The sequence below is a fragment of the Curtobacterium sp. AC273 genome, assembly GCF_979253735.1.
In genome coordinates this window covers 1-26,197 of record NZ_CEEDDU010000001.1, presented here as the reverse complement: position 1 = coordinate 26,197, position 26,197 = coordinate 1, and the positions used below count along the sequence as shown (strand labels likewise).

Here is a 26,197-nt window from a genome sequence, read left to right as displayed (position 1 = left end):
GCGGCGAGCTCACGGGCTCAGCGACACCTCACGCCCGCTTCAGCCCGTGAGGTGTCGCACGGCGCGAAAGTCCGCGCCAGCCCGGTCGTCCGTGTGCCCGCGGCTCAGAGGCGGGCGTACCGGGCGCGGAAGAAGCTGAAGACGCCGAAGGCCAGGAACCCGATGCCGATCGCCACGAGGACGAACACCCCGCCCGGCATGCTCCGCAGGGCGTCGAACGCCCCGTCGAGTCCGGTCGCCTGGTCGGGGTCGCTCCGGAAGCCGGCGACCGCGATGAGCACGCCGACGATCACCACGGCGATGCCCTTCCAGGACGTAGCCGACGACCCCGAGCACGGTGACGACCCGCTCGACCTGCTGCGGCGGACGCACGAGCTGCTTCCAGAACGAGCGCCGGCAACCGATCACCACGAGGCCGATGCCGATCCCGATCGCGACCGCCGCGACGAGGAGCAGCAGGAAGACGCCGCCCGGGGTCGCGAGCGCCTTCGCCGCGGCACTCCGGCTCGACCCGCTCGAGCTCTTGCCGGCACCGAGCGCGTAGGACGCCGCCGAGTACGCGATCACGCCGTAGACCACGGCCTTGCCGACGTTCTTCAGCCGGTTGCCCCATGCACGGGCGCTGTCGCTCCGCCCGCCGACGACGGCCTCGAGGACGAGCCGGATGGTCAGGGCAGCGGTGCCGATCGCGACGAGCCAGAGGAGGACCACCCCGCCGGGGACCGACGCGATCTGCTGCAGCGCGCCGGACTGGTCGGTCTCCCGCCGGACGACGCATTGCCGACGCCGAGCAGGATCGCCAAGTACCCGATGAGCAGGTGCACGATGCCGCTGCCGACGAACCCGGCGCGCGCCGTCACCTCGAACCAGCGGCTGTCCGCCACCCGCTTCGCTTCGCGTCCGGTCTTCCGGGCCGCCTGTTCCGCCTGCTCACTCACGCCATCGAGCGTGCCCGACGGAACGCGCGGTGTCCGGCAGGGGGCCGTGGTCCCAGCCATCTGCCGGGCTGGAGGGCGCGGCGCGGGCCCGCCACGCGCCTCCAGTCCGTCTCCGGTCAGCGCCTCACCACCGGAGCCCACCACGATCCGCCGACGAGCGTCCGGCGGCCCGGTCGACGCCCCCGCGGCGGGCCGCCGCGATGGCCGCGTCGACACCGCGGGTGGCGCCCGTGGAGCTCCACCCGTCGGCGGTGGCCACGATCCGCGAGCGCTTCGACTCGATCAGGACGAACCCGCCGCCGAGCACCCCGACGAACGCGTCGTCGATCGCCTCGAGCAGGTCCGCCGATCCCGAGTCGGCGGGCATCGCAGCCGCAATCCGGCTGCACGTCCACCGAGGCCACCGGGTCCCCGACGAGGAGGTCGACCACGCCATCGGGCACGCCGTCGAGCGCGCGGACGACGACGGTCAACGGCAGCGCGTCCGGCGCGCGGGGGACGAGCCGGGTCGCGCCGTCCTCCACCACGCTCGCGTCGGCGAGCCCGAGCGCGACGAGGGCGTCGATCCACGACTGCGCCCGCGCGCCGACGACCGCGTAGCGCTCCGAGTCGGTGACCCGCGAGTACTCCTCGGTCCGCGGATCACGGTCGGGGTGGGGTCCGGCCACGAGACGTCGTGCTCGGGCCGGGCCGCCCACGCCGCGTCGACCGCGCGACGGACGTCGACCACGGTCGCCACGGCCACCTCAGTCGCCCTTCACGTTGACGACCTGCCGGAGCGTGTGCCGGATCGTCACGAGGTCGGCCGCGTCCGCCATCACCTGGTCGATCGGCTTGTACGCGGCCGGGATCTCGTCGAGGAACGCGTCGGTGTCGCGGTACTCGATCCCGACCATCGCCGCACGGAGCTCGTCGTGCGTGAAGGTCCGCCGGGCCGCCGACCGCGAGTACAGCCGGCCGGCGCCGTGCGGCGAGGACTCGAGCGAGGGCTTGTTGCCGAGTCCCTCGACCACGTACGAGGCGGTGCCCATCGAGCCGGGGATGAGCCCGGCCTGACCGGCCTTCGCCTGGATGGCGCCCTTCCGCGAGACCCACACCGACTTCCCCCAGTGCGTCTCGCGCTGGGTGAAGTTGTGGTGGCAGTTGATCCGCTCGCGCTCGTCGACGGGCGTGCTGACGGCCTCGGACAGCTGCCGGACGACGCGGTCCATCATCTCCTCGCGGTTGAGCAGCGCGAAGTGCTGGGCCCACCGGAGCTCGGCGATGTACCGGTCGAACTCGGGCGTGCCCTCGACCAGGTACGCCAGGTCGGGGTCGGGCAGCTCGATCCACCACCGCTCCATCGCCCTCTTGGCGACCTTGATGCGGCGCTGGGCGATCTTGTTGCCGACACCCCGCGACCCGGAGTGCAGGAACAGCCAGACCCGGTCCTGCTCGTCGAGGGAGACCTCGATGAAGTGGTTGCCGGACCCGAGGGTGCCGAGCTGGTTCCGCCAGCCGCCGTGCACGCCGTCGGGGTCGAACCCGGCAGCGGCGGCCATGGACTCGAGCTCCGCGATCCGCGGTGCGGCGGTCGCCACGATCTTCCGGTTCGAGGCGCCCGCGGACAGCGGGATCGCACGCTCGATCTGCTCGCGGAGCTCCTGCAGGTCGTCCGGCAGGTCGCCCTTCGTGAACTGGGTCCGGACGGCGATCATGCCGCAGCCGATGTCCACGCCGACGGCCGCCGGCATGATCGCGCCGAGGGTCGGGATGACCGAGCCGACGGTGGCGCCGAGGCCGAGGTGCGCGTCCGGCATGAGGGCCAGGTGCGGGAACACGAACGGCATGCGCGCGGTCGTGCGGGCCTGCTGCTCGGTGTTGTCCTCGAGCATCGAGGCCCAGCTGAGCAATCGGTCGTTGATCTTCTTCATGGAGTCGTCTCGCTTTCGTGACGGTCGAGGTGACGGTCCGAGACGGTCGTACGCCGCGCCTCCTGGTCGTCGCCGGACGGGCGGACGAGCGGAGACGGTGATGACGAACGCCCCGGGCCGGGTGGGCACGGGGCGTCGTCTGACGTCGCGTGCCTACGCGGGGTAACGGAGGGACCACTGCTGCGTGCGCTGTTCGGGCAGCACGGCGGTCGCGTCGAGCTGGAGCTCGACGCGTTCCTCGTGGTGCTGCACGGCGCGCATGCGCGGTCCTTCCGGTGTGCCCGGGGCGGGCGGTCTGCCCGGTGGGCAGGAGGACGACAGTAGTGCGACACGCCCGGGCTGCGCAACTCACCCCGGGCGTGTCGGGACTTGTCCACAGCCGGGAGGCGCGGCTCGCCTGTCCACGAGGGGTACGTCCGCCTGATGGTCGCGCCCGGAGCCCGGGCAGGCTGGGTGCATGACCGAGCGGACCCGAGACACCCCCGACGCGACCGAGAACGAGGAGCGCACCGACGGGTACGTCCCGCTCCGCTCCTACGGCGCGATCGGCGACGGTCGGACGGTCGCCCTCATCGCGCTCGACGGCCGGATCGACTGGCTGCCGATCCCGTCGATGGACTCGCCGCCGGTCTTCGCGAGCATCGTCGACGCCGAGCACGGCGGGCACGTCGCGCTCCGCCCGGTCGATCCGCGGGCCGAGGCATCCCGCACGTACATGCCGGGAACGAACGTGCTCGTCACGACCTGGACGACGCCCGACGGCGAAGTCACCGTGACGGACGCGATGGTCACGGGTGTCGCCGGCCGACTGCCGTGGGCAGAGATCGCCCGGTGCGTCCAGGGCGTCCGGGGATCGGTCGAGATGGAGTGGGCGGTGGTCCCCGGCACCCTGCTGCAGACCGCCGAGCCGAAGCGCCTCGACACCGCGAACGGTGCCGTGATCGGCATCGACGGGATCACGATCGCGATCGTCGAGCAGGGGTTCGAGCCGGTGCACGACGACGGCCCACGGTTCTCCGGCCAGTACCGGACCACCGAGGCCTCGAAGCACATCCTGACGATCGTCGGGACCCACGACGAGCCGATCTTCATGCCACGGCCGGAGAGCGCCCTCGCCGCGATGGACCGGACGATCGCGAACTGGGCCACCTGGTCGGAGGAGTTCTCCTACGACGGCCCCTGGTCGGACGCCGTGCAGCGGAGTGCACTCGCCCTCAAGTTGCTCATCTACTCGCCCACGGGCGCGATCGCGGCGGCGCCGACGACGAGCCTGCCCGAGGACCGCACCGGCGGCAAGAACTGGGACTACCGGTTCGCCTGGGTGCGCGACCTGTCGTACACGGTGCACGCGCTCGCCCGGTTCGGGCTCCGCGAGGAGACACACGCCGCGGTGTCCTGGGTCATGCGCACCATCGCCGAGCACGACGAGGACATGCCGATCTTCTACGAGCTGGACGGCTCCAAGAGCGACGGTGTCGAGGACCGTGACGTGCCCGGGTGGAAGGGCATCGGCCCCGTGACGATCGGGAACCGCGCCGGCGACCAGCTGCAGCTCGGTGTCTGGGGAGACGTCTTCGAGATCCTGCGGCAGTACGTCCGCGCCGGCAACGTCCTCGACCGGAAGACCGCCGCCGTGTTGCAGGAACTCGCCGACGACGCCTGCCACCGCTGGGAGGAAGCGGACTCGGGCATGTGGGAGCTCGAGGACACGCAGCACTACGTGACGAGCAAGATCGGCTGTTGGCAGGCGCTCGACGCGGCCGTGGAACTCCACGACGCCGGCATGATCGACGGACCCCGTGACAAGTGGGTCGAGAACCGCGAGCTCATCGAGCAGTGGGTGGCCGAGCACGGCTGGGACGAGGAGCGCGGGCACTACGTCATGTACCCGGGGTCGGATGCCCTCGACACCTCGATCCTGCTCCACACGATGTCGGCGTTCGACCGCGGCCCCCGGATGGAGTCGACGATCCGCGCCATCGAGGAGCAGCTGCAGCGCGGACCGCTCGTGTACCGGTACTCCGGCATCGAGGACGAGGAGTCCCCGTTCGTCGCGTGCTCGTTCTGGCTCGCCGCCGCGATGGCGTGCGTCGGGCGGGTGGACGACGCACGCACCCTGATGGACCAGATGGTCGCGCAGGGGAACGACGTCGGCCTGTTCAGCGAGATGATCAGCGAGGACGGCTCGTTCATGGGCAACCTGCCGCAGGGGCTGTCGCACCTGGCACTCATCCAGGCCGCGCTGACCATCGAGGAGGTCGCCGAGGAGTCCTGAGCGACGACGTCGGACGTCGGGCGCATCATGGTCTGACGATGAACGACGTCGACGCACGGATGGACCGGCTCAGGAGGGCCGCCCGCTACCGCTACCAGCAGCTCGTCGAGAGCGAGATCGAACGTGGCTCCCTCGACCCGGACGAGGTCCGCGAGGAACGTCGTCTGCTGAAGGCCGCCGACGTCGCGGCCCACGCGCGGGCGCAGATCGAGGAAGCCGAGCGGCGCGGGGTGTTCGAGGGGAACCCGTACCACGGCAAGCCCCTGCCCGGGAACGACGGCCAGCACGATCCCGACTGGTGGATCAAGTCGAAGATCGAGCGGGAGGACATCCGCGGCATCGCTCCGCCCGCCCTCGCGCTCCGGACGGAGGACGCCGGGCTCGACGACGCCCTCGATGCGCTGTCCGTGGAGTCCGATGTGCGCGACGTGCTCGAGGACTTCAACGCCCGCGTGAAGGAGGCCCGACGGCAGCTGCTCGGCGGCCCGCCGGTCGTGACCCCGCTCCGGGACGTCGCCGACGAGGTCGCGCGCTGGCACGACCGACGCGAGGAGCGCTTCGCGGCGGCCGCACGTGCGGCTGCCGAAGCGGCCGCGGCAGCCGGGGACCGGCCACGTCGATGGTGGCGCCGACGTCGGTGAGGTGATCCGCGCCTCCAGGCCCCGACGGCACCCGGGACACGACAGCAGGACGGCACCACGCGATCGCGTGGTGCCGTCCTGTCCCTGGCGTGCTGGTTACTTGATCTGTGCGGTGATGGTCGCGACGCCCACGAGGAGGCCCGGCTTCACGGCGTCGGTCTTGAAGGTGCTGTTGAGCAGCTTCGCGGCGTCGGCGGAGACGTGGACCGTGGTGCCGGTCAGGATCGCGTTGTCGCCCTCGAGCTGCAGCGGCTTGAGGGTGCCACCGTGCAGGGAGAACAGGTACGCGTTCGCGACGGCGACCTTGCCGTTGACCAGGACGTCACCGTAGAGCTTGGACGAGCCCGGGTTCACGACGAAGTTCTCCAGCGTCACCGTGGTGTCACCGGCGGAGAGGGTCAGCCCCGAGTCGTCGTGGTTCAGCAGGCCCTGCACGTACGGGCGGTAGTTGCCGTCCGGCGACCAGTACGTCACCGAACCCGAGGTGATCGGGAACGAGACCGAACCGTCGGCGAGCTTGGCGTTGCCCGAGACACCCGGGGTTAGCTTCAGCGCGGTGAGGGCGTCGGTGAAGCCCTTGTCGAGCGCCACGGCGGTGTTGCCACCGAGGACCTCGGGGACCGAGGCCACCGGGCCGGGGATCTTCGAGGAGCTGGAGGACACGGTGTGCACCGAGCCGTCGGCCTGCGCGGCCGAGACACCGAACGCTGCGCCGCCGAGGACGAGCGCGCCGGTCGTGGCGAGGGTGATCGAGGTCTTGAGTGACTTGCGCATTGGTCTTCAGTCCTTTGCTGTGACGGGCACTCCGGCCGGTGGCCGAACGACGCTTCTGTGCGTACGCTGAATACCGGCCGAATCTGACCGGAGAGCGCCCTGGGCGTTTGCCCTTGTGCATCTCATTCGGCACCCCCTCGCAAACGGTTTGGAAGTGGTGCAGAAGTTTTTCGAGCGGTCTCCCTGGGACGGGCTGTGCCACTCCTCCGTACCGTGGGGGCATGTCCCCCGCACTCACCACGAGCACCGACCGGATCCGCGCGATCGACGCCTGGTGGCGCGCCGCGAACTACCTCACCGTCGGGCAGATCTACCTGCTCGACAACCCCCTGCTCACCCGCCCGATCGCGCCCGACGACATCAAGCCCCGGCTGCTCGGCCACTGGGGCACCTCGCCGGCGCTGAGCCTGGTGTACGCGCACCTCAACGCCCTCATCGCCGAGACCGACCGCGACGTGCTCTGCATCTGCGGTCCCGGGCACGGCGGCCCGGCGATGAACGCGAACGCCTGGCTCGAGGGCACGTGGGGCGAGCTCTACCCCTCGATCACGCCCGACCCGGCGGGGCTGCAGTCGTTCTTCCGGCAGTTCTCCTTCCCCGGCGGGATCCCGTCGCACGCCGCCCCGGAGACCCCGGGCTCGATCAACGAGGGCGGTGAGCTCGGCTACTCCCTCGCGCACGCGTACGGCGCGGCGCTCGACAACCCCGACCTCGTCGTCGCGTGCGTCGTCGGTGACGGCGAGGCCGAGACGGGGCCGCTCGCTGCCTCGTGGCAAGGCCACACCTTCCTCGACCCGGTGCACGACGGGGCGGTGCTGCCGATCCTCAACCTGAACGGGTGGAAGATCGCGAACCCGACGATCCTCGCCCGCATCCCCGACGAGGACCTCACCGCCTACTTCCGGGGGCTCGGGTACGAACCCATCGTCGTGGACTCGGCCCGGGTCGACGACGACCCCTTCGCCGTGCACGCGCTGTTCGACGGGGCACTCCGCCGCGCGATGGCGACGATCGACGACATCCAGGCAGCGGCCCGGGCGCAGGCCCAGCGTGCGGCCGCGGGGCAGCCGGCCGGAGCATCCGACCTCCGCCCGCGCTGGCCGATGATCGTGCTCCGGACGCCGAAGGGGTGGACCGGCCCGAAGGAGGTCGACGGGGAGCAGGTCGAGGGCACCTTCCGCGCCCACCAGGTCCCGCTGCCCGGGGTCCGCGAGAACGATGCGCACCGGAAGCAGCTCGAGGAGTGGATGCGTTCGTACCGCCCAGAGGAACTGTTCGACGAGGACGGCCAGCCGATCGGCATCCTCACCACCATCCGGCCGACGGGCGACCACCGGATGAGCGCGACGCCGCACGCGAACGGCGGCCGGATCCGCACGGCGCTCGACCGTCCCGCCCTCGCCGAGTTCGCGGCCGAGGTGGGTACCACGGCGAGCGCCACCGGCACCCTGGGGCCGTGGCTCGCCGCGCTCATCCAGCGGAACCCGTCGACGTTCCGCCTGTTCGGCCCCGACGAGACCATCTCGAACAAGCTCGACGCGGTGTTCGACGTCACGTCCCGCGTCTGGCGTGCACAGCGCGGCGTCGGCGACGAGCACCTCGGGGCGCAGGGCCGGGTGACCGAGGTCCTCTCCGAGCACCTGCTCGAGGGCATGCTCGAGGGCTACGTGCTGAGCGGCCGGCACGGGCTCATCAACACCTACGAGGCCTTCGCCCACATCATCGACTCGATGGTCGGCCAGTACGCCAAGTGGCTCGAGTCCTCGACCGACATCGACTGGCGGGCGCCGGTGTCGAACCTGTCGATCCTGCTGTCGTCGCACGTCTGGCGGCAGGACCACAACGGGTTCTCGCACCAGGACCCCGGCTTCCTCGACGTCGTCGCGTCGAAGCAGCAGGACCTCGTCCGGATCAAGCTGCCGGCGGACGCGAACACGCTGCTCGCCGTCGCCGCGCACGCGATGGAGACCACGGACCGCATCGAGGTCATCGTCGCGGGCAAGCACCCGGAGCCGGTGTTCCTGTCGCTCGACGACGCCGTCGCGCACGTCGACGCCGGCGCCGGCGTGTGGGGGTGGGCCGGCACCGAGGACACCATCGGCCGTGCGGACGTCGTGCTCGTGTGCGCCGGCGACGTGCCGACCGTCGAGACCGTCGCCGCTGCCGACATCATCCGGAAGCACGCACCGTCGGTCGGGGTGCGGGTGGTGAACGTCGTCGACCTGCTCGCGCTCGGTGACCCGCGGAAGCACGAGCACCCGCTGCGCGACGAGCGCTACGACGAGCTCTTCCTGCCCGGTACCCCGGCGGTGTTCGCCTTCCACGGCTACCCGTCGCTCGTGCACCAGCTCACCTACCGTCGGAACGGGCACGACGACCTGCACGTGCACGGCTTCCTCGAGCAGGGCACGACCACGTCGCCGTTCGACATGCTCATGCGCAACGAGATGGACCGGTTCGCGCTGGCGCACGACGCCCTCACCCGGGTCGACGCCGACGCGCACGCGGACCTGCTCGGCAAGCTCTCGGAGGCCCGGGACGCCGCACGCGCGTACGCCTACACCAAGGGTGAGGACCACCCGTCGGTCGGTGGGTGGGAGTTCGCGGGGTGGCCCCAGGACGAGCCCGCCTCCGGTGGCACCGGCGGCGACCCGGGAGCGGGAGAGTCGGAGGGCGCGGCGCCCGGCAGGTAGGTCCTCCTCCACAGCCTGGAGGCGCGGGGCGCCCTCCACAGGACCGGTCACGCTCGTCGCGTGGCCGGTCCTGCTGCGTCAGGGTGGCGGCATGGACGTCGGACTCATCAGCGCACTCGTCTCCGTCTCGAGTGCGTTCGTCGCCGTCGCGGCGCTCGTCGTGCACATCGCCGACGGCCGCGCCGGACGGCGAAACACAGAGTTCTTGGCCCACCGAGATCAGTGGTGGCAGCGTTGGTCGTGGGTCGCTGAGCGCACGACCTCCGACGATGAACACCAGCAGGACGCCGCCGTGATCATGGCCACGGCGCTCACGTCCCGGGCCTGGAGCACCGACGACGACACGTGGGTGTTCCACGCGCTCGAGGAGTACGACACACGACGCTCGTCCGGACACGACGAGCCCGAGGACAGGAGCCGAAGTGATCTCGGACATGAGTGACCGCACCTTCAAGCGACGGCTCGACCGCCGCGAGTACACGACACCCCGTCTGCTCGCCAGCGCGCACTACGGGCCGATCCTCCGCGCCCAGGGTGCGGAGGAGGAACTCGCGCAGATGCGGATCGAGTGGCGCGAACGGCAGGAGCGGGCCCGCGCGCGGAAGCTACGAGAAGAGGCTTCCTTCGCGGACTGACGGGGGTCGTGGCACGCTGGACGGGTGACCGACCTCGTGCTCCCGGCACCGACCCTCCCGACCATCCCGACCTCGACCGGCGGGCGGTTCCCCGTCCGCCGGGTGTTCTGCGTCGGTCGGAACTACGCCGCGCACGCGCGAGAGATGGGCCACGACCCGGACCGCGAACCCCCGTTCTTCTTCACCAAGCCGGCCGACGCCGTGGTGCCGGACGACGCCGACACCCCGTACCCGACGATGACCGAGCGGCTCGAACACGAGGTCGAGCTCGTCGTGGCGATCGGGACCGGCGGCAGCGAGATCACCGTGGACGACGCCCTCGCGCACGTGTGGGGCTACGCCGTCGGCATCGACCTGACCCGCCGCGACCTGCAGGCCGAGGCGAAGCGGCTCGGCCGGCCGTGGGACACCGCGAAGGGGTTCGACGCCTCCGCCCCCGTCGGCGTGGTCGTGCCGGCGGCCGAAGTCGACCCGACCGCCGGCACGATCGAGCTCCGGGTGAACGGCGAGCTCCGACAGTCCGGCGACCTGTCCGACCAGGTCTGGTCCGTGGCCGAGACGATCGCCGAGCTGTCCCGGTTCGTGGCGCTGGCTCCGGGCGACCTCCTGATGACGGGCACACCTGAAGGGGTCGGGGTCCTCGATCGCGGCGACGTCCTCGACGGCTCGATCGCGGGCGTCGGCTCGGTCCGGACGCGCATCGTCTGACCGGTCGCGTTTCACGGGTGTGTCCCGGTGCTGGGAGCGCTCGCAGCCGGAGCGCGTAGCAATGTCTCGACGCCGCTGGGGGTACCGCGGCGCCGGACACGACGGGGCACACCGGGCGCGACGGGGCGCAGGGCGTGTCCGGACAACGGAGGTGTGCCGTGCAGGAACACGACCTGCTCGCGACGTCCTGGACGTGGGCCGGCACCGGACCGATCGACGAGCGCATCCGCGCCGTCGGGGCCGCCGGCTTCGCAGGGCTGTCGCTCTCGCTCGGTGACCTCCACGAGGTCCGGGCGACCACCGGCTTCGCCGCACTCCGCCGGGTGCTCGACGGCGTCGGCATCGTCTGGGTGCAGCTCGGACCGCTCGAACGCTGGTGGACGTGCTCGAACCGGACGCCCGACCAGGAAGCCGACCGTGGCGTCGTGCTCGAGGCCGCCGCGATGCTCGGCGCCTGGCAGGTCGTCGTGCGGGCCGACACGACGCTCCCCGGGATCTCACCGACCGCCATGGTCGACGACTGGGTGGACCTCGCCGGACAGGCCGCGAAGGTCGGCGCCCAGCTCGTCCTCGAGCCGGAGCCCTGGTCCAACCTGCCGACGGTCGAGCGCGCCTCCCGGTTCGTCGCGGCGGCCGGACACCCGAACGGCGGGCTGCTGGTCGACGCCATGCACGCGCTCCGGGGCGGGTCCACCCTCGCGTCGATCCAGCAGGGTGTGGCGTCGACCACGCTCGCGGCGGTGGAGCTCAGCGACGGACTGCTGCACACCCCGGCGGGCATGACCCTGTCCGAGGAGTCCCGCGAGGCCCGCTACCTGCCGGGAGCCGGGGCGTGGGACCTGCCGGGCTTCATCCGCACCGTCCGTGACCTCGGGTACGACGAACCGTGGGGTGTCGAGGTCCGGACGGCAGCACACCGGGCGATGCCGCTCGAGGACGCACTGCGCACCGCGGCCGCCGCGACCCGTGCCGTGCTCGACGCCGCCGATGCGTACGGCGCCCCGGCGGCCCCGGCGATGCCGACCACCCCCGCGCCGACCTCGGCCGTCGACTTCGAGCCGTCGGCGAACGCCCCGGATGCTCGTCACCACGGCCTGCGTCGCATCCACCGACGGGATGCCGACACAGGCACGCCCGCGTAACCTCGGCCGCATGACGGACCACGCAGCACACGACGACGACCTCCTCCGCCGCTCGCAGGAGTCCATCGACGAGGCGAAGGCAGCCGCGGCCGAGGTCGTGCAGCCGGAGGAGGACGAACTCATCGAGGAGGACCTCCCGGTCGCCGACGACGCCGAGCCGACGGACGGCCCCGCGCCCGCCGCCTGAGCGGCAGTCACCCGCCGCGTTCGTCTCAGTCGATCTCGACGACCCGTACCGTGACGTCCGCAGGCCGCTGGCCCAGGGCTTCCACCGCGCCCCGCACGACCGCGTCGCGCACACTCCGGAGCAGCGCCACCGTCGGGACGCCTCGGTCCGAGGTCACGACCACCCGGACACGTGCGCCCTCCGGCAGGTCCTGCACGAGCACCGCGCCGCCGTCCCGCGGCAGGTCGAGCACCGTCCGGACGTCCCGTACGAGCGTGGCGAGCTTCGGACCCGGCGGCAGCACAGATCGGACGCCCGGCACGGCGAGCGCCACCTCGGTCAGCCGGCGGGAGAGCGTCCGGGTGTCGGTGGTCATGCGGCTCCTGGGTCGATGAGGTCGGCGACGCGCACCACGACCGTCCGCACGGCGAACGGTGCGTGCGCCTCGAGGGCGGTGGCGACCGCGACGTGCAACGCTTCCGTCCGATCGTGGACGGGTCCGTCGGCCGTCACCGCGACGGTGACCTCGACGTCGACTGCGCCCCCGGGCACGGTGACGTCACCGGCGAAGCGCGTCCGGCGGACGACCAGGCCGGGGACGTCGTCGCCGAGTGCCCGCACGAGTCCGCGCAACGCTCCCTCGGTGACGACGAGCGTCGAGGCCGGGTCGTCGTCGGGCACCGGGATGTCCCGGCCGGCGTGTGCCGTGGTCCGGATCGAGGTGAGGACACCGGCGATCCAGGAGTCGTCCGCACCGGACACGTCGGCATCGAGCAGGTCGCGCGAGGCGGTCCGCAGTGACTCGAGTCGTCCGAGTGCGGCGAGTGCTTCCGGGTCGCGGTCGATCTCCGGTCGCACCGGATCCCGCCCGGAGTCGAGGTAGTCGGAGAGCTCCTCGAGGGTGAAGGCGCCGAAGCGTTCGTCGTCGGTCATCGCCACCCCTCCATCTGCTCGAGCACCCGTCGACGTGCCCGTGCGAGGACCCCACGCACCGTGGCCTGCGGCATCCCCGTCGCCTCGGCGATCTCGGCGTACGAGGCCCCACCGATCTCCCGCATCACCCACACCGCACGCGGCGCATCGGGGAGAGCCTGCACGATACGCGCGAGTTCCTGGACCTGGAGCCGTGTCTCGACCACCTCGTCGACGGGACGGTCGTCGGAGGACTCGGCCACCGCCTCCAGGTCGAGGTGGGGGTGACGACGTCGGAGACGGTCGAGCGCCTTGTTGGCCGCGATCCGGAACAACCAGTTGCGCACCCGGTCGGGGTCGTCGACCCGGTCGATGCGCTGCCAGGCCTGCAACGCCGCTTCCTGCACGGCGTCGTCCGCCTCGCCGTCCCCGTGGCCGAGGATGCGGGCGGCGTAGGCCCGCATGTGCGGACCGTACCGGCGGATGAGCACGCCGAACGCGACCGTGTCACCGTCGGCGCAGCGTTCGACGAGGGAGGCGTCCGACAGGGACGCCAGGGCGTCAGCGTCGCTCAGGGTCTGCTCCTCAGGGTCAGCCCGGCGATGTTTTTCCGGGTCCGGACGTGACGAACCGGTCGTTCGCCTCGTCTTCTGTACGTGCCTGCCAGGAGCGCTGCTCGCTGCTGGCGCAGAGCGCGTCGCGGCCGGTCATCCCTGAACGACCGGTCGCGGCGCTCCGACGGCGGCCCGTGCGTTCCCTGATCCGGCGCACGGGTCGTCTTCTCCTACTGGTTGGCCCCGTCGACCTTGTCGACCTCGTCGACCTCGTCGACCTCGTCACCGAGGAAGTCCGCGTAGGTGACCTCGGACTCGGGCAGCACCTCTCGCGGGTCGACCGGCACCTGCACCGATCGATCCGCAGCGATCGTGCCGCGCTCCTCCGTGGTGAACGGGGGCAGGTACTTGCTCGCACTCATGCTCACGCCCTTTCGTCCCGGCGAACGTAACAGGCCGTGGCGGAATGGCGGGCGGGCGGCGCGGAATCGTCCCCCGGACCGTGCCGGAACGGGGGACGGAAGTTCGCCCGCGGCGGACCCGATGCGGACGCATGCTCAGGTCTCGCGGACGACGTCCGACGGGTCCTTGTCGACGCGCCAGCCGCGCCACGACGGCTGCCGCAGCCGGCCGTCGGAGGTCCACTCGGCGAACTCGACCTCACCGACGCGCTTCGGTGTCACCCAGTGCGCGTCGCGGGCATCGGGCCGGGGGACGTCGACGAACGGGGAGGTCTTCCGTTCCAGCGCACCGAGCGCCGCACCGATCTCGTCGAGGTCACGGTCGCGGAACCCGCTCCCCACCTTGCCGATGTACTCGAGCCCGTCCGGCCCCGGCACCCCGAGCAGCAGGGAGCCGACGCCGCCCGCGCGACGACCGCTGCCGGGTTTCCAGCCGCCGACGACGACCTCTTGTGTGGCGTGGTGCTTGAGCTTCAGCCAGGCCTCGGAGCGTCGCCCCTCGGCGTACTTCGACGACCGCTTCTTCGCGACCACGCCCTCGAGTCCCTGCTCCTTCGAGTCCGCCATCGCCCGCGCCAGGTCGCCCTGGTACGCGGCGGGCACGTCGATCGCGCCCCCGGGGTCGACGACCGTCTCGAGCGCCTGCCGCCGGGCGTCGTAGCCGAGCCGCGTGAGCTCGTGGCCGTCGGCCTCGAGCACGTCGAAGAGCAGGAGTCGGACCGGCGTCTGCGCACGAGCCGCCTCGACCTCGCGCCGCTTCGTCAGCCCCATCCGGTTCTGCAGCAGCTGGAACGACGGCCGGCCGCGGTCGTCGAGCGCCACGATCTCGCCGTCGAAGACGCCGTCGACGCCCGCGCGCTCGCCGAGTTCCTGGAGCTCCGGGTACTGGTCGGTGAGGTCGTTGTCGTTGCGGCTGCGCAGGGTCACCGAGCCGTCACGCACGGTGCAGAGGGCGCGGATGCCGTCCCACTTCATCTCGAACGCCCAGGCCGCGGGGTCCAGCGCGGGCTCGCCCTTCGCCAGGGACGCCTGCATGGTCCGGCGGTCCGCAGGAGCGGTGTCCGCCGCCGCGGCGCCGTCGATGCGGTGCTGGCCGTCACGTGGTGCGGTCGACGGCCTGGAGGCACGGCTCGCCCCCGCCCCGTCGCCGCCTTCCGCCAGGCGGTCCGGCTGCTCCTTGGTGCGGTGGATGAGCCAGTTCTTCTCGTCGCCCTCGCGCCCGCGTCCGCGCCCCCTGGTGTGCAGGAGCGCCAGACGGCGAGCGCCACCGGTCCGGCCGTGCAGCGTGACGATGACCTCTTCGCCCTCGCGCCACTTCTCGAGCTCGTACGTGCCGTCGTCCCAGATCGTGACCGTGCCGCCGCCGTACTCGTCCTTCGGGATGGTGCCCTCGAACGCGCCGTACTCGAGCGGGTGGTCCTCGGTCTGCACCGCCAGGTGGTTCTTGCCCGGGTCGCTCGGTTCGCCCTTCGGCAGCGCCCAGCTGACGAGCACGCCCTCGTGCTCCAGCCGGAAGTCGTAGTGGTCCCGCGTCGCGTGGTGCTCCTGGATGACGAACGTCGGGGTGCCGTCCTTCCGGACCGTCGGCGCGTCCTCGGGGACGGGCTCCGGCGTCTTCGAGGCGTCGCGCTTCGCACGGTAGGCGGCGAGCCGGTCTCGCCCCGGCTGCTCCGCGTCGTTCGCACGTTGGGTCCGGTCGCTGTCCCAGTGGCCGTGGTCCTGTCGTCCGACGGCCAACGAGGCGGAGGCGACCGGGTGCAGGAAGTCCCCACGGGCCTCCAGGCGTTCGAGCACCTCGTCCAACGTGAGCTGGGCGAGTCCGCGTTCCTCGAGCTCCTTCCAGGTGCGGGGCGCGGCGACCGTCGGCCGTTCACGGCCGCGCAGGGAGTACGGGGCGATCGTCGTCTTGTTGCCGTTGTTCTGCGACCAGTCGACGAAGACCTTGCCCGTCCGCTCGGCCCGGCTCATCGACGACAGCACGAGGTCCGGCAGGTCCTGTTCGAGTGACTTCGCGAGTTCGTGCGCCACCTCGGACACCTGCGCCGTGGTGGCCCGACCGTCGAGGGCGGCGTAGAGGTGGATGCCCTTCGAGCCCGACGTCACCGGGTACGGGTCGAGGCCCATGCCGTGCAGGACCTCACGTGCGGCGACCGCCACCTCGACGCACTCCGGCAGGCCGACGCCCTCGCCCGGGTCGAGGTCGAGCACCAGCCGATCAGGGTTCTGCTGGGCACCCCGAGGGCCGAAGCGCCACTGCGGCACGTGCAGTTCGAGCGCCGCCTGCTGTGCCATCCAGACCAGGGTCGGCAGGTCGTCGACGATCGGGTACTCGTTGTCGTGCTCCGAGTGGTGGATGGTGTGGTGGCGGACCCAGTCCGGCGCCGAGTCGGGCAGGTTCTTCTCGAAGAAGACCTTGCCCTCCACGCCGTTCGCCCACCGCTTCCGGGTCACCGGACGGTCCTTCACGTGCGGGATCATCCACGGCGCCACGCGCTCGTAGTACTCGATGACGCGGCCCTTGGTCGTGCCGGTCTCCGGGTAGAGCACCTTGTCGGTGTTCGTCAGCGCGAGCCGCCGGTCGCCCACCAGGACGACCGTCTTGCGGGACGCGGGACTCACAACGCCACCCCGGTCGCTCCCGCCACCGTGAGGGTCGAGCCGGACGTGTACGAGGACTCCGGGCCCGCCAGGTAGACGTAGGCGCCGCCGAGTTCCACCGGCTGCGCGGGCCGGCCGAACGGGGTGTCCTGCCCGTACGCGGCGATCTCGTCACCCGGGTAGCTGATCGGTTGCAGCGGCGTCCACACCGGGCCCGGCACGACCGTGTTCGCGCGGATGCCCTTCGATGCGAGTTGTCGTGCCAGACCGTTCGTGTACGTGATGATCGCGGACTTCGTCGCCGCGTAGTCGATCATCCGGTCCTGCGGCTGGTACGCCGAGACCGAACTGGTGGTCACGATCGCGCTGCCCGGCGCCATGTGCGGCACCGCGGCACGGACCAACCAGAAGAGCGAGTAGAGGTTGACCTTCATCGTCCGGTCGAAGTCCTCGGTGCTCTGCAGGGTGACGTCCTCGTGCACCTGCTGGTGCCCCGCCACCAGGACGAGCGCGTCGAGCCCGCCGAGCTCGCTGACGGCGTCGCGCACCAGCACGTCGCAGAACGCCTCGTCGGTGAGGTCGCCCGGCAGCAGCACCGCCTTGCGGCCGAGGTCGCCGACGACGTCGCGCACGGCCTCGAGGTCCTCGCGCTCTTCCGGCAGGGCGTTCAGGGCGACGTCCGCGCCCTCCTTCGCCATCGCGATCGCCGCCGCGCGGCCGATGCCCGAGTCCGCGCCCGTGACGAGGACCCGGTAGCCGGGCATCCGGCCCGTACCGAGGTAACTCGTCTCGCCGTGGTCAGGGGCCGGGTCCATCGCGCTGGCCAGCCCGGAACCCTGCTGCGTCTGCGCAGGGAACGGCGGGCGGGGGAACTGGTCGCGCGGGTCCTGCTTGTCGAGCTGGCTCATGCGCCCATCGTGCTCGTTCAGCCCGCGGGCCGGTCCAGCGAACCCGGATCTGTGGAGAACCCGCGACTGCGAGCGCTCCTGTGCACGGACGGGCATCATGAGCGCATGAGGTCGATCTGGAAGGGCTCCATCGCGTTCGGGCTGGTCAACGTACCGATCAAGGTCTACGCCGCGACCGAGACCCACGACGTCTCCCTGCACCAGGTCCACGACGAGGACAAGGGACGCATCCGGTACAAGCGGGTGTGCGAGTTCGGGCACGAGGTCGAGTACGCCGACATCCAGCGCGCCTACGACGACGGCGACAAGACCGTGGTGCTCACCGCCGACGACTTCAAGCAGCTGCCCGAGGAGCAGTCGCACGAGATCGAGGTCCTCGAGTTCGTGCCCGTCGAGCAGGTCGACCCGATGATGTTCGAGAAGTCGTACTACCTCGAGCCGGACTCCCGCTCCCCCAAGGCCTACGTCCTGCTGCGCGAGACCCTGGCGAAGACCGACCGCCTGGCGATCGTGCAGTTCACGCTCCGTCAGAAGACCCGGCTCGGCGTCCTCCGGGTGAACAACGACGTCATCCTGCTGCAGGGGCTGCTCTGGGGCGACGAGGTCCGGGCGGCCGACTTCACGGCCCTCGACGCCTCGGTGAAGGTCAGCGCGACGGAGCTGAAGATGTCGTCGTCGCTCGTCGACAGCATGTCCACCGACTTCGACCCCGACCGCTACACCGACGAGTACCAGGCGGAGCTGCAGCAGCTCATCGACGCCAAGCTCGAGGCGGGCGACGACATCGACACCGAGAAGACGTTCGGCGAACGCGCGGAGGACGACGACGAGGGCGAGGGCGGTGACGTCATCGACCTGATGGCCGCCCTGCGGGCGTCGGTGGACAAGAAGCGGTCGCGGTCGTCGTCCGGCTCGTCGTCACGGACTGGAGGCACGGGGTCGCGTTCGTCCTCTGGCTCGCGTTCGTCGTCCGGTTCAGCCAAGGACGACGACGAGCAGCCGGCGGCGAAGAAGCCCGCCGCTGCGAAGGCATCGTCCTCGTCCTCGTCGACCACGAAGAAGAGCCCCGCGAAGAAGACGCCCACCAAGAAGGCCCCGGCCAAGAAGCCCGCAGCGAAGAAGCAGGCGAGCTAGCGGTCCCTGCTGGTCCGTCGGAGCGCGAGCGGGATCGACACCCAGAGCAGCGCCGTCCCGACGAACACCACGGCCCCGCCGACGAGCCCGCCGACGTCGCCGATCACCACGTCGAACACGAACAGCACGGTGCCCGAGAAGAGCAGCGCGCTGGCGATGAGCGTCGTGAGCAGGATCACGTTGCCGACCCGGACGAGGTCGTGCTTCTGCCGCTGCCGGAACACCAGCCGGTGCGTGGCGACGGCGGACAGGGCCACGACGGTCACGACGACCGCGAGGACGACCAGGACCAGGTAGATCGTCTCCTGTCGGTCCGACAGGGTGGTGAAGCGCTGCTGGAACGGCAGCGTCAGCAGGAAGCCGGCGAGGATCTGCGTGCCGGTCTGCACGATCCGGAGCTCCTGCTGGATGTCGACCCAGTTCCGGTCCCACCGCTCGGACGGCGTCTCGTGCCGACCGCGTTCGGTCTCACTCATACCGCGAACCTACCCACGTTCGACCGAGGCCCCACGAGGTCGCGCAGCCCGACACGAGCCGGTAACACGCCTGCGGGAGACTGGGCGCATGACTCCAGAAGAGCCTGGGGCCTTGTCGTCGCCACCCGCGACCGATGGCCCGCCCGTCACCGTCTCCATCACCCGCCTGGTCGAACCCGACCGCATCCCGGACGTCACCCGCTGGGTGCAGTCCGGCGTGAACCTGGCGAACCGCTACCCGGGCTTCCTCGGCTCCGGGTGGGTGCGGTCGCACGCGTCGAGCCGCGAGTGGCACATGCTCTACCGGTTCGCCGACCACGACTCGCTCGCCACGTGGGAGAACTCCGACGACCGGCTGCGGTGGCTCGACTTCGGCCGTGACCTCGTGGTGGAGCACCGCGTCGAGAAGCGCACCGGCATCGAGGGCTGGTTCGACGCACCGCAGGACGCTCCGGCGTCGAGCGCTCCGCCACGGTGGAAGCAGGCGGTGAGCATCTGGCTCGGCTTCTTCCCGGTGAACCTGGCGTTCACGTACCTGGTCGGGTGGCTCGTGCCGGCGTTCGGCGCGCTGCCGGTCCTGCCCCGCGTGCTGATCACGACGCTGGTGCTCACCCCGATCATGACGTTCTGGGTGCTGCCGTTCGTGACGAAGCTGATCCGCCCGTGGCTGCTCGCGCCGCCGCGCGGCGCGTGACGCCCTAGGCGAGCACCGACAGCTGGTCGAGCCGCTCGAGGATCACGCCCTCGCGGAGCGCCCACGGGCAGATCTCCAGCGCGGGCAGGTCGAAGATGTCGAGGCACGCCTCGGCGACGAGCGCCCCCGGGACCACCTGGTGCGCCCGACTGGCGGACACCCCGGGGAGCGTCGCCAGCTCGGCGACGGACATCGAGAGCAGCGACGGCAGCTTCGCCCGCAGGGCGGCACCGTCGAGCAACCGCGGCACGAGCGGGCCGGCGCCGGAGGGTGCGGCGCCGCAGATCCGGGCGATCGAGCGGAACGTCTTCGAGGTCGCCACGGCCCGGTCGGGGCGTCCGGCGCGGAGCAGCAGTCCGGCGTCGCGGGCGATCTCGACGCGGATCTCGTGGCGGATCCGGCGGACGTCGTCCTCGGAGGGAGTGCCCGCGGCGAAGTAGGAGCGGGCCAGCCGAGCGGCACCGATCGGCATCGACCACGCCACGTCCGGCGCCTCGTCGCCCCCGCCGGCGATCTCGAGCGAGCCGCCGCCGATGTCGAAGACCGCGAGCCGTCCGGCCGACCAGCCGAACCAGCGGCGCACGGCCAGGAACGTCAGCCGGGCCTCGTCGGAGCCGGACAGGACGGCCAGCTCGACCCCGGTGGACGACTCGACGTGGGCGAGGACCGCCTCGGAGTTCACGGCGTCGCGGACCCCCCCCCCCCCCCCCCCCCCCCCCCCCCCCCCCCCCCCCCCCCCCCCCCCCCCCCCCCCCCCCCCCGCCGAGGTCGCGAACGCCAGCATGTCCTCGCAGCCGCGCTCCTCGGCGACCCGCACGGCATCGGCCACGAAGGCGGTGAGGGCGTCGACCCCCTCGTCGGTCACCGCACCGGCGTCGTCGAGGTGCTCGGCGAGGCGGAGCGGCTGCTTGAACGACGACGCCGGCAGCGAGTGCGGCTCCCCCGTGGGCGTCGACCACGAGCAGGTGGCCGGTGTTGGACCCGATGTCGAGGACTCCCACGCGCATGGGAACAACGCTACCGACAGTCCCTCCCCGCAAAACGCAACGTCGGCGGTTGCTCGCAGCGGTACTGCGCTGCGAGCAACCGCCACAGTTGCGTTTTGCAGGGTCTGCGGAGTCGGCGAGGTCGGCGGGCGGCGGGGTCGGCGGGCGGCCTGGAGGCGCGGGTCACGCCCGCAGGAACTGCTCCAGCTCCGGGTTGGTCGGGTAGGAGGCCTGTGCGCCCACCTTGGTCGCGGCGTACGCACCGACACCGACTGCGAACCGGGCGGCGTCGACGAGGAGTCGCCCGCCGCCAGCCGGAGCGCCACCGCCCCCATGAACGCGTCGCCGCAGCCCGTGGTGTCGACCGGCTCCACGCGGACGGCGTCGATCGACACCGGGCCGTCGTCACCGTCGTGGACGGTGCACCCCGCGCCGCCGCGGGTGACGATCGACCGCGCGACGCCGTGCTCGCCGAGCGATTCGGCCTCGTGCTCGTTGACGAGCAGGACGTCGGTCAGCTCGAGGAGTTCGGCCGGGACCGCGCCGAAGGGCGAGAGGTTCGTCAGCACCGTGACGCCGGCGGCGCAGGCGGCACGGGCGGCGGCGAGGACGACGTCGATCGAGACCTCGAGGCAGAGGCCGAGCACGGCCGCCCCCGTGAACGCGTCGGCGGGGACGTCGTCGGGGGTCAGCGTGGCGTTCGCGCCGCCGGAGATCACGATCGTGTTCTCGCCGGCGCCGTCGACCGTGATGACGGCGGTGCCGGTGGCCACGCCCTCCCGGACGGCGACGTGCGTGATGTCCGCACCCGCCGCCGCGACGGAGTCGCGGAGCAGTGCACCGTTCCCGTCGTCGCCGACCGCGCCGATCATGCGGACCGTTCCCCCGAGCCTCCCGGCAGCCACCGCCTGGTTGGCGGACTTGCCCCCGGGCAGGGTCTGCAGGTCGGACCCGTGCAGGGTCTCACCGGGCTTCGGGAAGCGCTCGGTGCGGACCACCAGGTCCGCGTTGAGCGAGCCGACGACGACGATCGTGTTCAACGGACGGACTCCTTCTGCGGGACGGCCGAGGTCGTCCTCGGCGTCCGACGGGCGCGGGATGAGGAACGACATCGCGAGGGCACCGATGGTGATCGCGGCACCGAGCAGCATGCCCCGAGTACCCGGCGGTGCCCGCGGACCCGCCGACCCCGAGCGCGATCTGGAGCGCCGGCAGGACGGCGAAGCTGACGCCGGCACCGAGGTTGAACGCACCGGCGTTCAGGCCGGGCAGGAAGCCCGGGTTGGAGGCCGGCGACAGGACGATCCCGAGACCGTTGAGGATGATGTTCGCGATGCCGGCGTAGGTGATGCCGATCAGGACGGTCGCCACGACGAGCACGGGCAGCGAGTGCACACCGACGAACGCCATCAGGAGCGTCGCGACGATGCTCCCGATCAGCCCGACACGGAGGACCGCGCGGTAGCCGAATCGTCGAGGCGAGGCGGCCGGCGAAGGGACCGACGATCCAGCCGACCAGCGCGTACGGCGTGAGGAACACGAGCGACGCGAGGTCCGCCTCCATGCCGAACCCGGCGTCGTGGTTCTGCGCGAGGCTCGTGACGAGCCCGTTCACGACGGCGAACACACCGGTCATCGTGAGGAAGGTCGTGGCCAGGAGCGCCCGGGTGCCGCGCCGCTTCAGGAACCGGGTCTCGACGAGGGGTTCCTTCACGCGGGACTCGACGGCCCAGAAGACGGCGAACGCGGCGAGGGCGACGACGATCCCGCCGACCACGAGGACCGGGTTCGCTGCGCTGAGCTTGCCCGCCTCGTTGAAGGCGGTGAGCAGCGCGCCGACGCTGACCACGGAGGACGACACCGATCCAGTCCATCCGGGTGCCGGCGGACGGCTTCGACTCGACGCCCCACACGGCGACGAGCGCCAGCGCGATGACGGTGACGACGGCGATGACCCAGAAGATCCCGCGGAAGCCGAAGTTCGTCGCGATCCAGCCGCCGGCGAGCGCGTCGACGCCGGCGATGCCGCCGTTGACCGCGGTGAGCAGCCCGAGGGCGGCGCCGTACCGCTTCGGGTCGCTGATCTCGTTGCGGAGCACGAGCAGGCAGATCAGGACGACCGGGCCGGTGACGCCCTGGATGATGCGACCGGTGAAGAGCATCGGCACGTTGACCGCGAGCGCGGCGACGATGCTGCCGACGAGCATCACGGCGAGCATGCCGAGCAGGACCCGCTTGCGGCCGACGATGTCGGACAGCCGCGGCAGGAACAGCGAGAACAGCGCCGCGAGCGTGAAGTAGAGCGTCTGCGACAGCTCCGATCGTCGCGTCGTCGGTGTTGAGCTCCCGCGCCATGGTGACCAGCGCAGGGCTGAGCATGCTCGCGTTGAGCTGGAACGCGATGCACGCTGCGAGGAGCGCCGCGATGAGGGGGCGCCGATCGACTTCTTCGTCGATGTGGTGGTCATGGTGCTCCAGATCTCCGTCGAGGTGGCGTTGGTGGTGGCGGGGCGCGGGGTCCAGCCGGTGTCGGGGGTCTCGCCGATGCGCTCGAGAGCGTCGACGACGAGGTCCCAGAAGCGGGCGTGGTCGAGCTCGAGCGCGGCGCTGGTGCGGCAGTCCTCGGGGGCAGGGCGCGGAAGTCGGCGACGGTCATGCCGAGGGTCAGGGTGCCCTGGGTCTCGATGTGGATCGGCACCTTGACGGCGCGGACGACGGTCGGGTCGATCACGTACGCGACGGCGCAGGGGTCGTGCACCGGCGGGGCGTCGAAGCCCTGCGCGTCCTTGTAGGTCTGGCCGAAGAAGTCGAGGAGCTCGCCGACGAACGCGGCCGGGCCGGTGCCGACGGCGGCGATGCGCGCGGCGACCTCCGGGGTGGCGAGGGCCTGGTGGGTGAGGTCGAGGCCGACCATCACGACGTCCCAGCCGGCGTCGAAGACGATCGACGCGGCCTCGGGGTCGATCACGATGTTGAACTCGGCGACCGGGCTCCAGTTGCCGACGTGCACGCCGCCGCCCATCAGGACGACCTGCTTGACGCGCTCGACGATGCGGGGCTCCTTGCGGGCCGCGAGGGCGATGTTCGTCAGCCCGCCGGTCGGCACGAGGGTGACGGTGCCGGGCTGGTGCGCCATCACGGTGTCGATGATGAGGTCGACCGCGTGCCGCTCGTCGAGGTCGAACGAGGGCTCGGGCAGCATCGGACCGTCCAGGCCGCTCTCCCCGTGGATCGACGGTGCGACCTCGATCTGGCGGAGGGTCGGCCGATCGGCACCCGCCGCGAACGGGATGCCCGTGATGCCGGCGATCCGGGCGACCGCCAGGGCGTTGCGGGTGACCTTCGGCAGCGTCTGGTTCCCGACGACCGTGGTGACGGCGAGGAACTCGATGTCCGGGTTGCCGTGGGCCAGCAGGATGGCGACGGCGTCGTCGTGACCGGGGTCGCAGTCGAGGATGATCTTCGCTGGCTGGTTCGCTTCGGACACGCGAGGTGCTCCACTTCGTCGGGGATGAGGTCTGGGCCCGACGTGGTGGGGTCCGCACCGTCGAGGATCAATTCCCGGTACGGCACGTCCAAGCGTTTGACATGGAACCACTTCAAACGCTTGACGTCAAGCGTGCGACCCGCCGCGGTCACGAGCACGACCACCGTCGGTAGCATCCGGACCGTGCCATCCTCAGCCGCGCCCGGCCGCCGTGTGACCGCCGCGATGGTGGCCGAGCGTGCGGGCACGAGCATCGCCACCGTGTCGCTCGTCGTGAACGGCAAGGAGCGGGGCCGGGTGTCCGCACCGATCGCCTCCCGGGTGCGCGACGCCGTCGAGGAGCTCGGCTACGTGGTCGACCACGCGGCGAGCTCCCTGGCGCGGGGCAGCGGCGACCTCGTCGTGCTCATCGCCCCGGACCTGTCGAACCCGTTCTTCGCCGAGGTCATCCGCGGCGTGCGGGACACCATCGGCGACCGGTTCCAGCTCGTGCTGTCCGTCACCGAGCGCGGTGCGCAGCCCGTCGCCGCTGACGTCCGGCGCTTCGAACGCCTCCGGCCCGCGGGGATCCTCGTCGACGCACCGGCCGCCGGCGAACCGATGTCCGCGGGTGTGCCCGTGGTCCTCCTCGACGCCCCCGGTGGCGCCGAGGCCGTCAACTACGACCTGTCCCCCGGCGTCCACGACCTCGTCGCGCACCTGCACGAACAGGGGCACCGCCACGACGTCGGGTACCTCGACGGGACCTCGCGTGCGACGACGTTCGGCGTCCGCCGCGAGCTCTTCCGAGCAGGAGTGCACCGCCGCCGGCATCACGGTGTCCGAGGTCACGGCGCGCGCCGATCTCACCGTGGACGCCTTGCGGCATCGGCCGCCGAGCACGTCATCGAGGCCTGGCAGGAGGGCGACGTCACCGCCGTCGTCGCGGCCGCCGACACCCTGGCGTACGGCGTGCTCCGGACCGCGGGTCGGCTGGGGATCGCCGTCCCCGGGGAGCTGGCGGTCGCGGGCTTCGACGACCTTCCGTCGTCGTCCGTCACCGCGCCCGCCCTGACGAGCGTGGCCCTGCCGGGAGCCGACCTCGGTCGCGCTGCGGCTCTGCGACTCCTCGCGACGCTCGACGGCACGGCCGCCGAGCCCGCGGCCCCTGCCGACGCGGCTCGTGCCGCGCGCGAGCACCGGCGCGTAGCGCCGGGTCACCGCGACCTCACGCGCTCAGCGACAGCTCGCGCGCGCTGGAACGCGTGAGCTGTCGGTCAGCACGACTCCGGCCGTGGCAGTGAGCGCGACCGGACGACGGGCAGGAAGGCGCGGTGCCAGCTGGCACCGCGCCTCCAGGCCGTGAGCGCGACCGTCTACCGGTCGGTGCGCGATCTCCCGGCTCGGCAGCCGTCGCGTGCTCCGCGCGGCCCGCGCGCTGCGCCCGCTCGAGCTCAGTCGCGACTCCGCACCGCCGACGGCCTCGCCGCGGGCGACCATGCCGGCCGTGTCGGAGAGCGTGATCTGCGGCAGGAAGAGCGCGAGCAGCGAAGCCACCGCGATGAACGGCAGCGAGGTACCAGACCACCAGGTCGCCAGGGAGTCGGCGGCAGGCGTTGACGATGCCGTTCTGCACCGCCTCGGGCAGCTTCGCCACCGTCGCGGGGTCGATACTGCCCGCCGACCAACGCCGATCCGGCCGGGGACGAGCCGCCGGCACCCCGGAACACGTCGGTGAGCGACGTCGTGAGCCGCGCCGTAGAAGAGCGCACCGAAGACCGCGGCGGTGCCGAGCGAGGCATCGACCTCGCGGAAGTAGTTGTTCATCGACGTGGCAGTTCCGACCTGCGACGCCGGCACGGCGTTCTGCGCGACGAGGACGACCACCTGCATGATCAGCCCGAGGCCCGTGCCGAAGACGAACAGGTACGCGCAGATCAACCAGATCGGGGTGTCCGCCGCGAGCTGGGTCATGGCGAGCATGGCGATCGCGACCAGGACGGTGCCGATGATCGGGAACATCAGGTAGCGACCGGTCTTCGTGATCAGGTTGCCGGACGCCGATCGAGGTCGCCGATGATCTCGACCATCATCGGCAGCATGAGCAGGCCGGAGACCGCAGC

26 protein-coding genes and 2 pseudogenes are annotated in these 26,197 nt (G+C 71.6%); 11 read left to right on the top strand and 17 right to left on the bottom strand.

Annotated elements, in window-relative coordinates; all coding sequences use genetic code 11:
* Nucleotides 1–39: 39 nt before the first annotated feature.
* The 4 genes from ACZ8AI_RS00140 to ACZ8AI_RS00125 form a co-directional block, all read right to left on the bottom strand.
* Nucleotides 40–711, bottom strand: coding sequence for a DUF1206 domain-containing protein (locus tag ACZ8AI_RS00140; RefSeq protein ID WP_464855595.1), 672 nt, complete (start codon nt 709–711; stop codon nt 40–42).
* A complete protein-coding gene (locus ACZ8AI_RS00135) occupies nt 669–938 on the bottom strand; it encodes a hypothetical protein (protein WP_464855593.1) in 270 nt (89 codons plus the stop codon). Before ACZ8AI_RS00135 ends, ACZ8AI_RS00140 begins: the two co-directional genes overlap by 43 nt.
* 116 nt (nt 939–1,054) lie before the next feature.
* Nucleotides 1,055–1,636, bottom strand: a complete 582-nt coding sequence (locus tag ACZ8AI_RS00130) for a DUF6226 family protein (RefSeq protein ID WP_464855591.1) — start codon at nt 1,634–1,636, stop codon at nt 1,055–1,057.
* A gap of 48 nt (nt 1,637–1,684) precedes the next feature.
* Nucleotides 1,685–2,851 carry an RtcB family protein gene (locus ACZ8AI_RS00125; protein ID WP_464855589.1) on the bottom strand — a complete coding sequence of 389 codons (1,167 nt, stop codon included), beginning with the start codon at nt 2,849–2,851 and terminating at the stop codon, nt 1,685–1,687.
* A gap of 457 nt (nt 2,852–3,308) precedes the next feature.
* Here ACZ8AI_RS00125 and ACZ8AI_RS00120 point away from each other — a divergent pair, with 457 nt between their 5' ends.
* Together ACZ8AI_RS00120 and ACZ8AI_RS00115 are read left to right on the top strand one after the other, a co-directional pair.
* Nucleotides 3,309–5,126: a glycoside hydrolase family 15 protein gene (locus tag ACZ8AI_RS00120; RefSeq protein ID WP_464855587.1), complete on the top strand. Its 1,818-nt coding sequence runs from the start codon at nt 3,309–3,311 to the stop codon at nt 5,124–5,126.
* Nucleotides 5,127–5,164: 38 nt separating this feature from the next.
* Complete coding sequence (locus tag ACZ8AI_RS00115) at nt 5,165–5,767, top strand: DnaJ family domain-containing protein (protein WP_464855585.1); 603 nt, start codon at nt 5,165–5,167, stop codon at nt 5,765–5,767.
* 96 nt (nt 5,768–5,863) lie between these two features.
* Here the strand turns inward: ACZ8AI_RS00115 and ACZ8AI_RS00110 are convergent, their stop codons facing one another.
* Entirely contained in the window at nt 5,864–6,541 is a 678-nt protein-coding gene (locus ACZ8AI_RS00110) for a hypothetical protein (RefSeq protein ID WP_464855583.1), read from the bottom strand.
* A 221-nt stretch (nt 6,542–6,762) separates the two neighbouring features.
* On the opposite strand from ACZ8AI_RS00110, the gene ACZ8AI_RS00105 reads away from it, so the two are divergent.
* The 6 genes from ACZ8AI_RS00105 (at nt 6,763) to ACZ8AI_RS00080 (ending at nt 11,906) form a co-directional block, all read left to right on the top strand.
* Nucleotides 6,763–9,234 (top strand): phosphoketolase family protein, encoded by a 2,472-nt coding sequence (locus tag ACZ8AI_RS00105; RefSeq protein ID WP_464855581.1) that lies wholly within the window; start codon nt 6,763–6,765, stop codon nt 9,232–9,234.
* Between the two features lie 91 nt (nt 9,235–9,325).
* Nucleotides 9,326–9,676, top strand: coding sequence for a hypothetical protein (locus tag ACZ8AI_RS00100; RefSeq protein ID WP_464855579.1), 351 nt, complete (start codon nt 9,326–9,328; stop codon nt 9,674–9,676).
* The gene (locus ACZ8AI_RS00095; protein WP_464855577.1) at nt 9,669–9,869 is read left to right on the top strand and encodes a hypothetical protein; all 201 of its coding nucleotides are present in this window, start codon (nt 9,669–9,671) and stop codon (nt 9,867–9,869) included. The genes ACZ8AI_RS00100 and ACZ8AI_RS00095 overlap by 8 nt, the downstream gene beginning before the upstream one ends.
* A gap of 24 nt (nt 9,870–9,893) precedes the next feature.
* Nucleotides 9,894–10,577, top strand: a complete 684-nt coding sequence (locus tag ACZ8AI_RS00090; RefSeq protein ID WP_464855575.1) for a fumarylacetoacetate hydrolase family protein — start codon at nt 9,894–9,896, stop codon at nt 10,575–10,577.
* Between the two features lie 158 nt (nt 10,578–10,735).
* Nucleotides 10,736–11,719: a sugar phosphate isomerase/epimerase family protein gene (locus ACZ8AI_RS00085; protein ID WP_464855573.1), complete on the top strand. Its 984-nt coding sequence runs from the start codon at nt 10,736–10,738 to the stop codon at nt 11,717–11,719.
* 10 nt (nt 11,720–11,729) lie between these two features.
* A complete protein-coding gene (locus tag ACZ8AI_RS00080) occupies nt 11,730–11,906 on the top strand; it encodes a hypothetical protein (protein ID WP_464855571.1) in 177 nt (58 codons plus the stop codon).
* Between the two features lie 25 nt (nt 11,907–11,931).
* On the opposite strand, the gene ACZ8AI_RS00075 is transcribed toward ACZ8AI_RS00080, so the two are convergent.
* The 6 genes from ACZ8AI_RS00075 to ACZ8AI_RS00050 form a co-directional block, all read right to left on the bottom strand.
* Nucleotides 11,932–12,261 (bottom strand): hypothetical protein, encoded by a 330-nt coding sequence (locus tag ACZ8AI_RS00075; RefSeq protein ID WP_464855569.1) that lies wholly within the window; start codon nt 12,259–12,261, stop codon nt 11,932–11,934.
* A complete protein-coding gene (locus ACZ8AI_RS00070) occupies nt 12,258–12,818 on the bottom strand; it encodes a hypothetical protein (RefSeq protein ID WP_464855567.1) in 561 nt (186 codons plus the stop codon). Before ACZ8AI_RS00070 ends, ACZ8AI_RS00075 begins: the two co-directional genes overlap by 4 nt.
* Entirely contained in the window at nt 12,815–13,345 is a 531-nt protein-coding gene (locus ACZ8AI_RS00065) for an RNA polymerase sigma factor (protein WP_464856320.1), read from the bottom strand. Before ACZ8AI_RS00065 ends, ACZ8AI_RS00070 begins: the two co-directional genes overlap by 4 nt.
* Before the next feature lie 236 nt (nt 13,346–13,581).
* Nucleotides 13,582–13,773, bottom strand: coding sequence for a hypothetical protein (locus tag ACZ8AI_RS00060; RefSeq protein WP_464855565.1), 192 nt, complete (start codon nt 13,771–13,773; stop codon nt 13,582–13,584).
* Between the two features lie 135 nt (nt 13,774–13,908).
* Nucleotides 13,909–16,431: an ATP-dependent DNA ligase gene (locus ACZ8AI_RS00055; protein WP_464855563.1), complete on the bottom strand. Its 2,523-nt coding sequence runs from the start codon at nt 16,429–16,431 to the stop codon at nt 13,909–13,911.
* Nucleotides 16,428–17,318, bottom strand: a complete 891-nt coding sequence (locus ACZ8AI_RS00050) for an SDR family oxidoreductase (protein WP_464855561.1) — start codon at nt 17,316–17,318, stop codon at nt 16,428–16,430. The genes ACZ8AI_RS00055 and ACZ8AI_RS00050 overlap by 4 nt, the downstream gene beginning before the upstream one ends.
* A gap of 105 nt (nt 17,319–17,423) precedes the next feature.
* On the opposite strand from ACZ8AI_RS00050, the gene ku reads away from it, so the two are divergent.
* Nucleotides 17,424–18,452 carry a non-homologous end joining protein Ku gene (ku, locus tag ACZ8AI_RS00045; RefSeq protein WP_464855559.1) on the top strand — a complete coding sequence of 343 codons (1,029 nt, stop codon included), beginning with the start codon at nt 17,424–17,426 and terminating at the stop codon, nt 18,450–18,452.
* Here the strand turns inward: ku and ACZ8AI_RS00040 are convergent.
* On the bottom strand, nt 18,449–18,928 hold the full coding sequence (locus ACZ8AI_RS00040) for a DUF6328 family protein (protein ID WP_464855557.1): 480 nt from the start codon (nt 18,926–18,928) through the stop codon (nt 18,449–18,451). The two genes, ku and ACZ8AI_RS00040, sit on opposite strands and share 4 nt — an antisense overlap.
* An 88-nt stretch (nt 18,929–19,016) precedes the next feature.
* Between ACZ8AI_RS00040 and ACZ8AI_RS00035 the strand changes: the two genes are divergently transcribed.
* Nucleotides 19,017–19,622 carry an antibiotic biosynthesis monooxygenase gene (locus tag ACZ8AI_RS00035; RefSeq protein WP_464855555.1) on the top strand — a complete coding sequence of 202 codons (606 nt, stop codon included), beginning with the start codon at nt 19,017–19,019 and terminating at the stop codon, nt 19,620–19,622.
* A gap of 4 nt (nt 19,623–19,626) precedes the next feature.
* Here ACZ8AI_RS00035 and ACZ8AI_RS00030 read toward each other — a convergent pair whose 3' ends face one another.
* From ACZ8AI_RS00030 to uriH, 4 genes and pseudogenes are all read right to left on the bottom strand, one after another.
* Nucleotides 19,627–21,648, bottom strand: coding sequence for a PfkB family carbohydrate kinase (locus ACZ8AI_RS00030; protein WP_464855553.1), 2,022 nt, complete (start codon nt 21,646–21,648; stop codon nt 19,627–19,629).
* Complete coding sequence (locus ACZ8AI_RS00025; RefSeq protein WP_464855551.1) at nt 21,572–22,018, bottom strand: hypothetical protein; 447 nt, start codon at nt 22,016–22,018, stop codon at nt 21,572–21,574. Before ACZ8AI_RS00025 ends, ACZ8AI_RS00030 begins: the two co-directional genes overlap by 77 nt.
* Nucleotides 22,019–22,044: 26 nt before the next feature.
* Nucleotides 22,045–23,076 carry an MFS transporter gene (locus ACZ8AI_RS00020; protein ID WP_464856318.1) on the bottom strand — a complete coding sequence of 344 codons (1,032 nt, stop codon included), beginning with the start codon at nt 23,074–23,076 and terminating at the stop codon, nt 22,045–22,047.
* Nucleotides 23,077–23,145: 69 nt separating this feature from the next.
* Nucleotides 23,146–24,095, bottom strand: a pseudogene (gene uriH / locus ACZ8AI_RS00015) (uridine-preferring nucleoside hydrolase UriH); the annotation flags it as partial.
* 183 nt (nt 24,096–24,278) lie between these two features.
* On the opposite strand from uriH, the gene ACZ8AI_RS00010 reads away from it, so the two are divergent.
* Entirely contained in the window at nt 24,279–25,343 is a 1,065-nt protein-coding gene (locus ACZ8AI_RS00010; RefSeq protein ID WP_464855549.1) for a LacI family DNA-binding transcriptional regulator, read from the top strand.
* On the opposite strand, the pseudogene ACZ8AI_RS00005 reads toward ACZ8AI_RS00010, so the two are convergent.
* Nucleotides 25,311–26,197 (bottom strand): annotated as a pseudogene (locus ACZ8AI_RS00005) (hypothetical protein); the annotation flags it as partial. The gene ACZ8AI_RS00010 and the pseudogene ACZ8AI_RS00005 overlap by 33 nt on opposite strands.

Bases quoted from the DNA above. Each gene is read 5' to 3' on its own strand.
- ACZ8AI_RS00100 (WP_464855579.1), top strand. From the start codon at position 9,326: ATGGACGTCGGACTCATCAGCGCACTCGTCTCCGTCTCGAGTGCGTTC.
- ACZ8AI_RS00115 (WP_464855585.1), top strand. From the start codon at position 5,165: ATGAACGACGTCGACGCACGGATGGACCGGCTCAGGAGGGCCGCCCGC.
- ACZ8AI_RS00035 (WP_464855555.1), top strand. From the start codon at position 19,017: ATGACTCCAGAAGAGCCTGGGGCCTTGTCGTCGCCACCCGCGACCGAT.
- ku (WP_464855559.1), top strand. From the start codon at position 17,424: ATGAGGTCGATCTGGAAGGGCTCCATCGCGTTCGGGCTGGTCAACGTA.
- ACZ8AI_RS00105 (WP_464855581.1), top strand. From the start codon at position 6,763: ATGTCCCCCGCACTCACCACGAGCACCGACCGGATCCGCGCGATCGAC.
- ACZ8AI_RS00080 (WP_464855571.1), top strand. From the start codon at position 11,730: ATGACGGACCACGCAGCACACGACGACGACCTCCTCCGCCGCTCGCAG.
- ACZ8AI_RS00070 (WP_464855567.1), bottom strand. From the start codon at position 12,818: ATGACCGACGACGAACGCTTCGGCGCCTTCACCCTCGAGGAGCTCTCC.
- ACZ8AI_RS00025 (WP_464855551.1), bottom strand. From the start codon at position 22,018: ATGGCGTTCGTCGGTGTGCACTCGCTGCCCGTGCTCGTCGTGGCGACC.
- ACZ8AI_RS00040 (WP_464855557.1), bottom strand. From the start codon at position 18,928: ATGAGTGAGACCGAACGCGGTCGGCACGAGACGCCGTCCGAGCGGTGG.
- ACZ8AI_RS00050 (WP_464855561.1), bottom strand. From the start codon at position 17,318: ATGAGCCAGCTCGACAAGCAGGACCCGCGCGACCAGTTCCCCCGCCCG.
- ACZ8AI_RS00060 (WP_464855565.1), bottom strand. From the start codon at position 13,773: ATGAGTGCGAGCAAGTACCTGCCCCCGTTCACCACGGAGGAGCGCGGC.
- ACZ8AI_RS00125 (WP_464855589.1), bottom strand. From the start codon at position 2,851: ATGAAGAAGATCAACGACCGATTGCTCAGCTGGGCCTCGATGCTCGAG.
- ACZ8AI_RS00110 (WP_464855583.1), bottom strand. From the start codon at position 6,541: ATGCGCAAGTCACTCAAGACCTCGATCACCCTCGCCACGACCGGCGCG.
- ACZ8AI_RS00120 (WP_464855587.1), top strand. From the start codon at position 3,309: ATGACCGAGCGGACCCGAGACACCCCCGACGCGACCGAGAACGAGGAG.
- ACZ8AI_RS00075 (WP_464855569.1), bottom strand. From the start codon at position 12,261: ATGACCACCGACACCCGGACGCTCTCCCGCCGGCTGACCGAGGTGGCG.
- ACZ8AI_RS00095 (WP_464855577.1), top strand. From the start codon at position 9,669: ATGAGTGACCGCACCTTCAAGCGACGGCTCGACCGCCGCGAGTACACG.
- ACZ8AI_RS00020 (WP_464856318.1), bottom strand. From the start codon at position 23,076: ATGACCACCACATCGACGAAGAAGTCGATCGGCGCCCCCTCATCGCGG.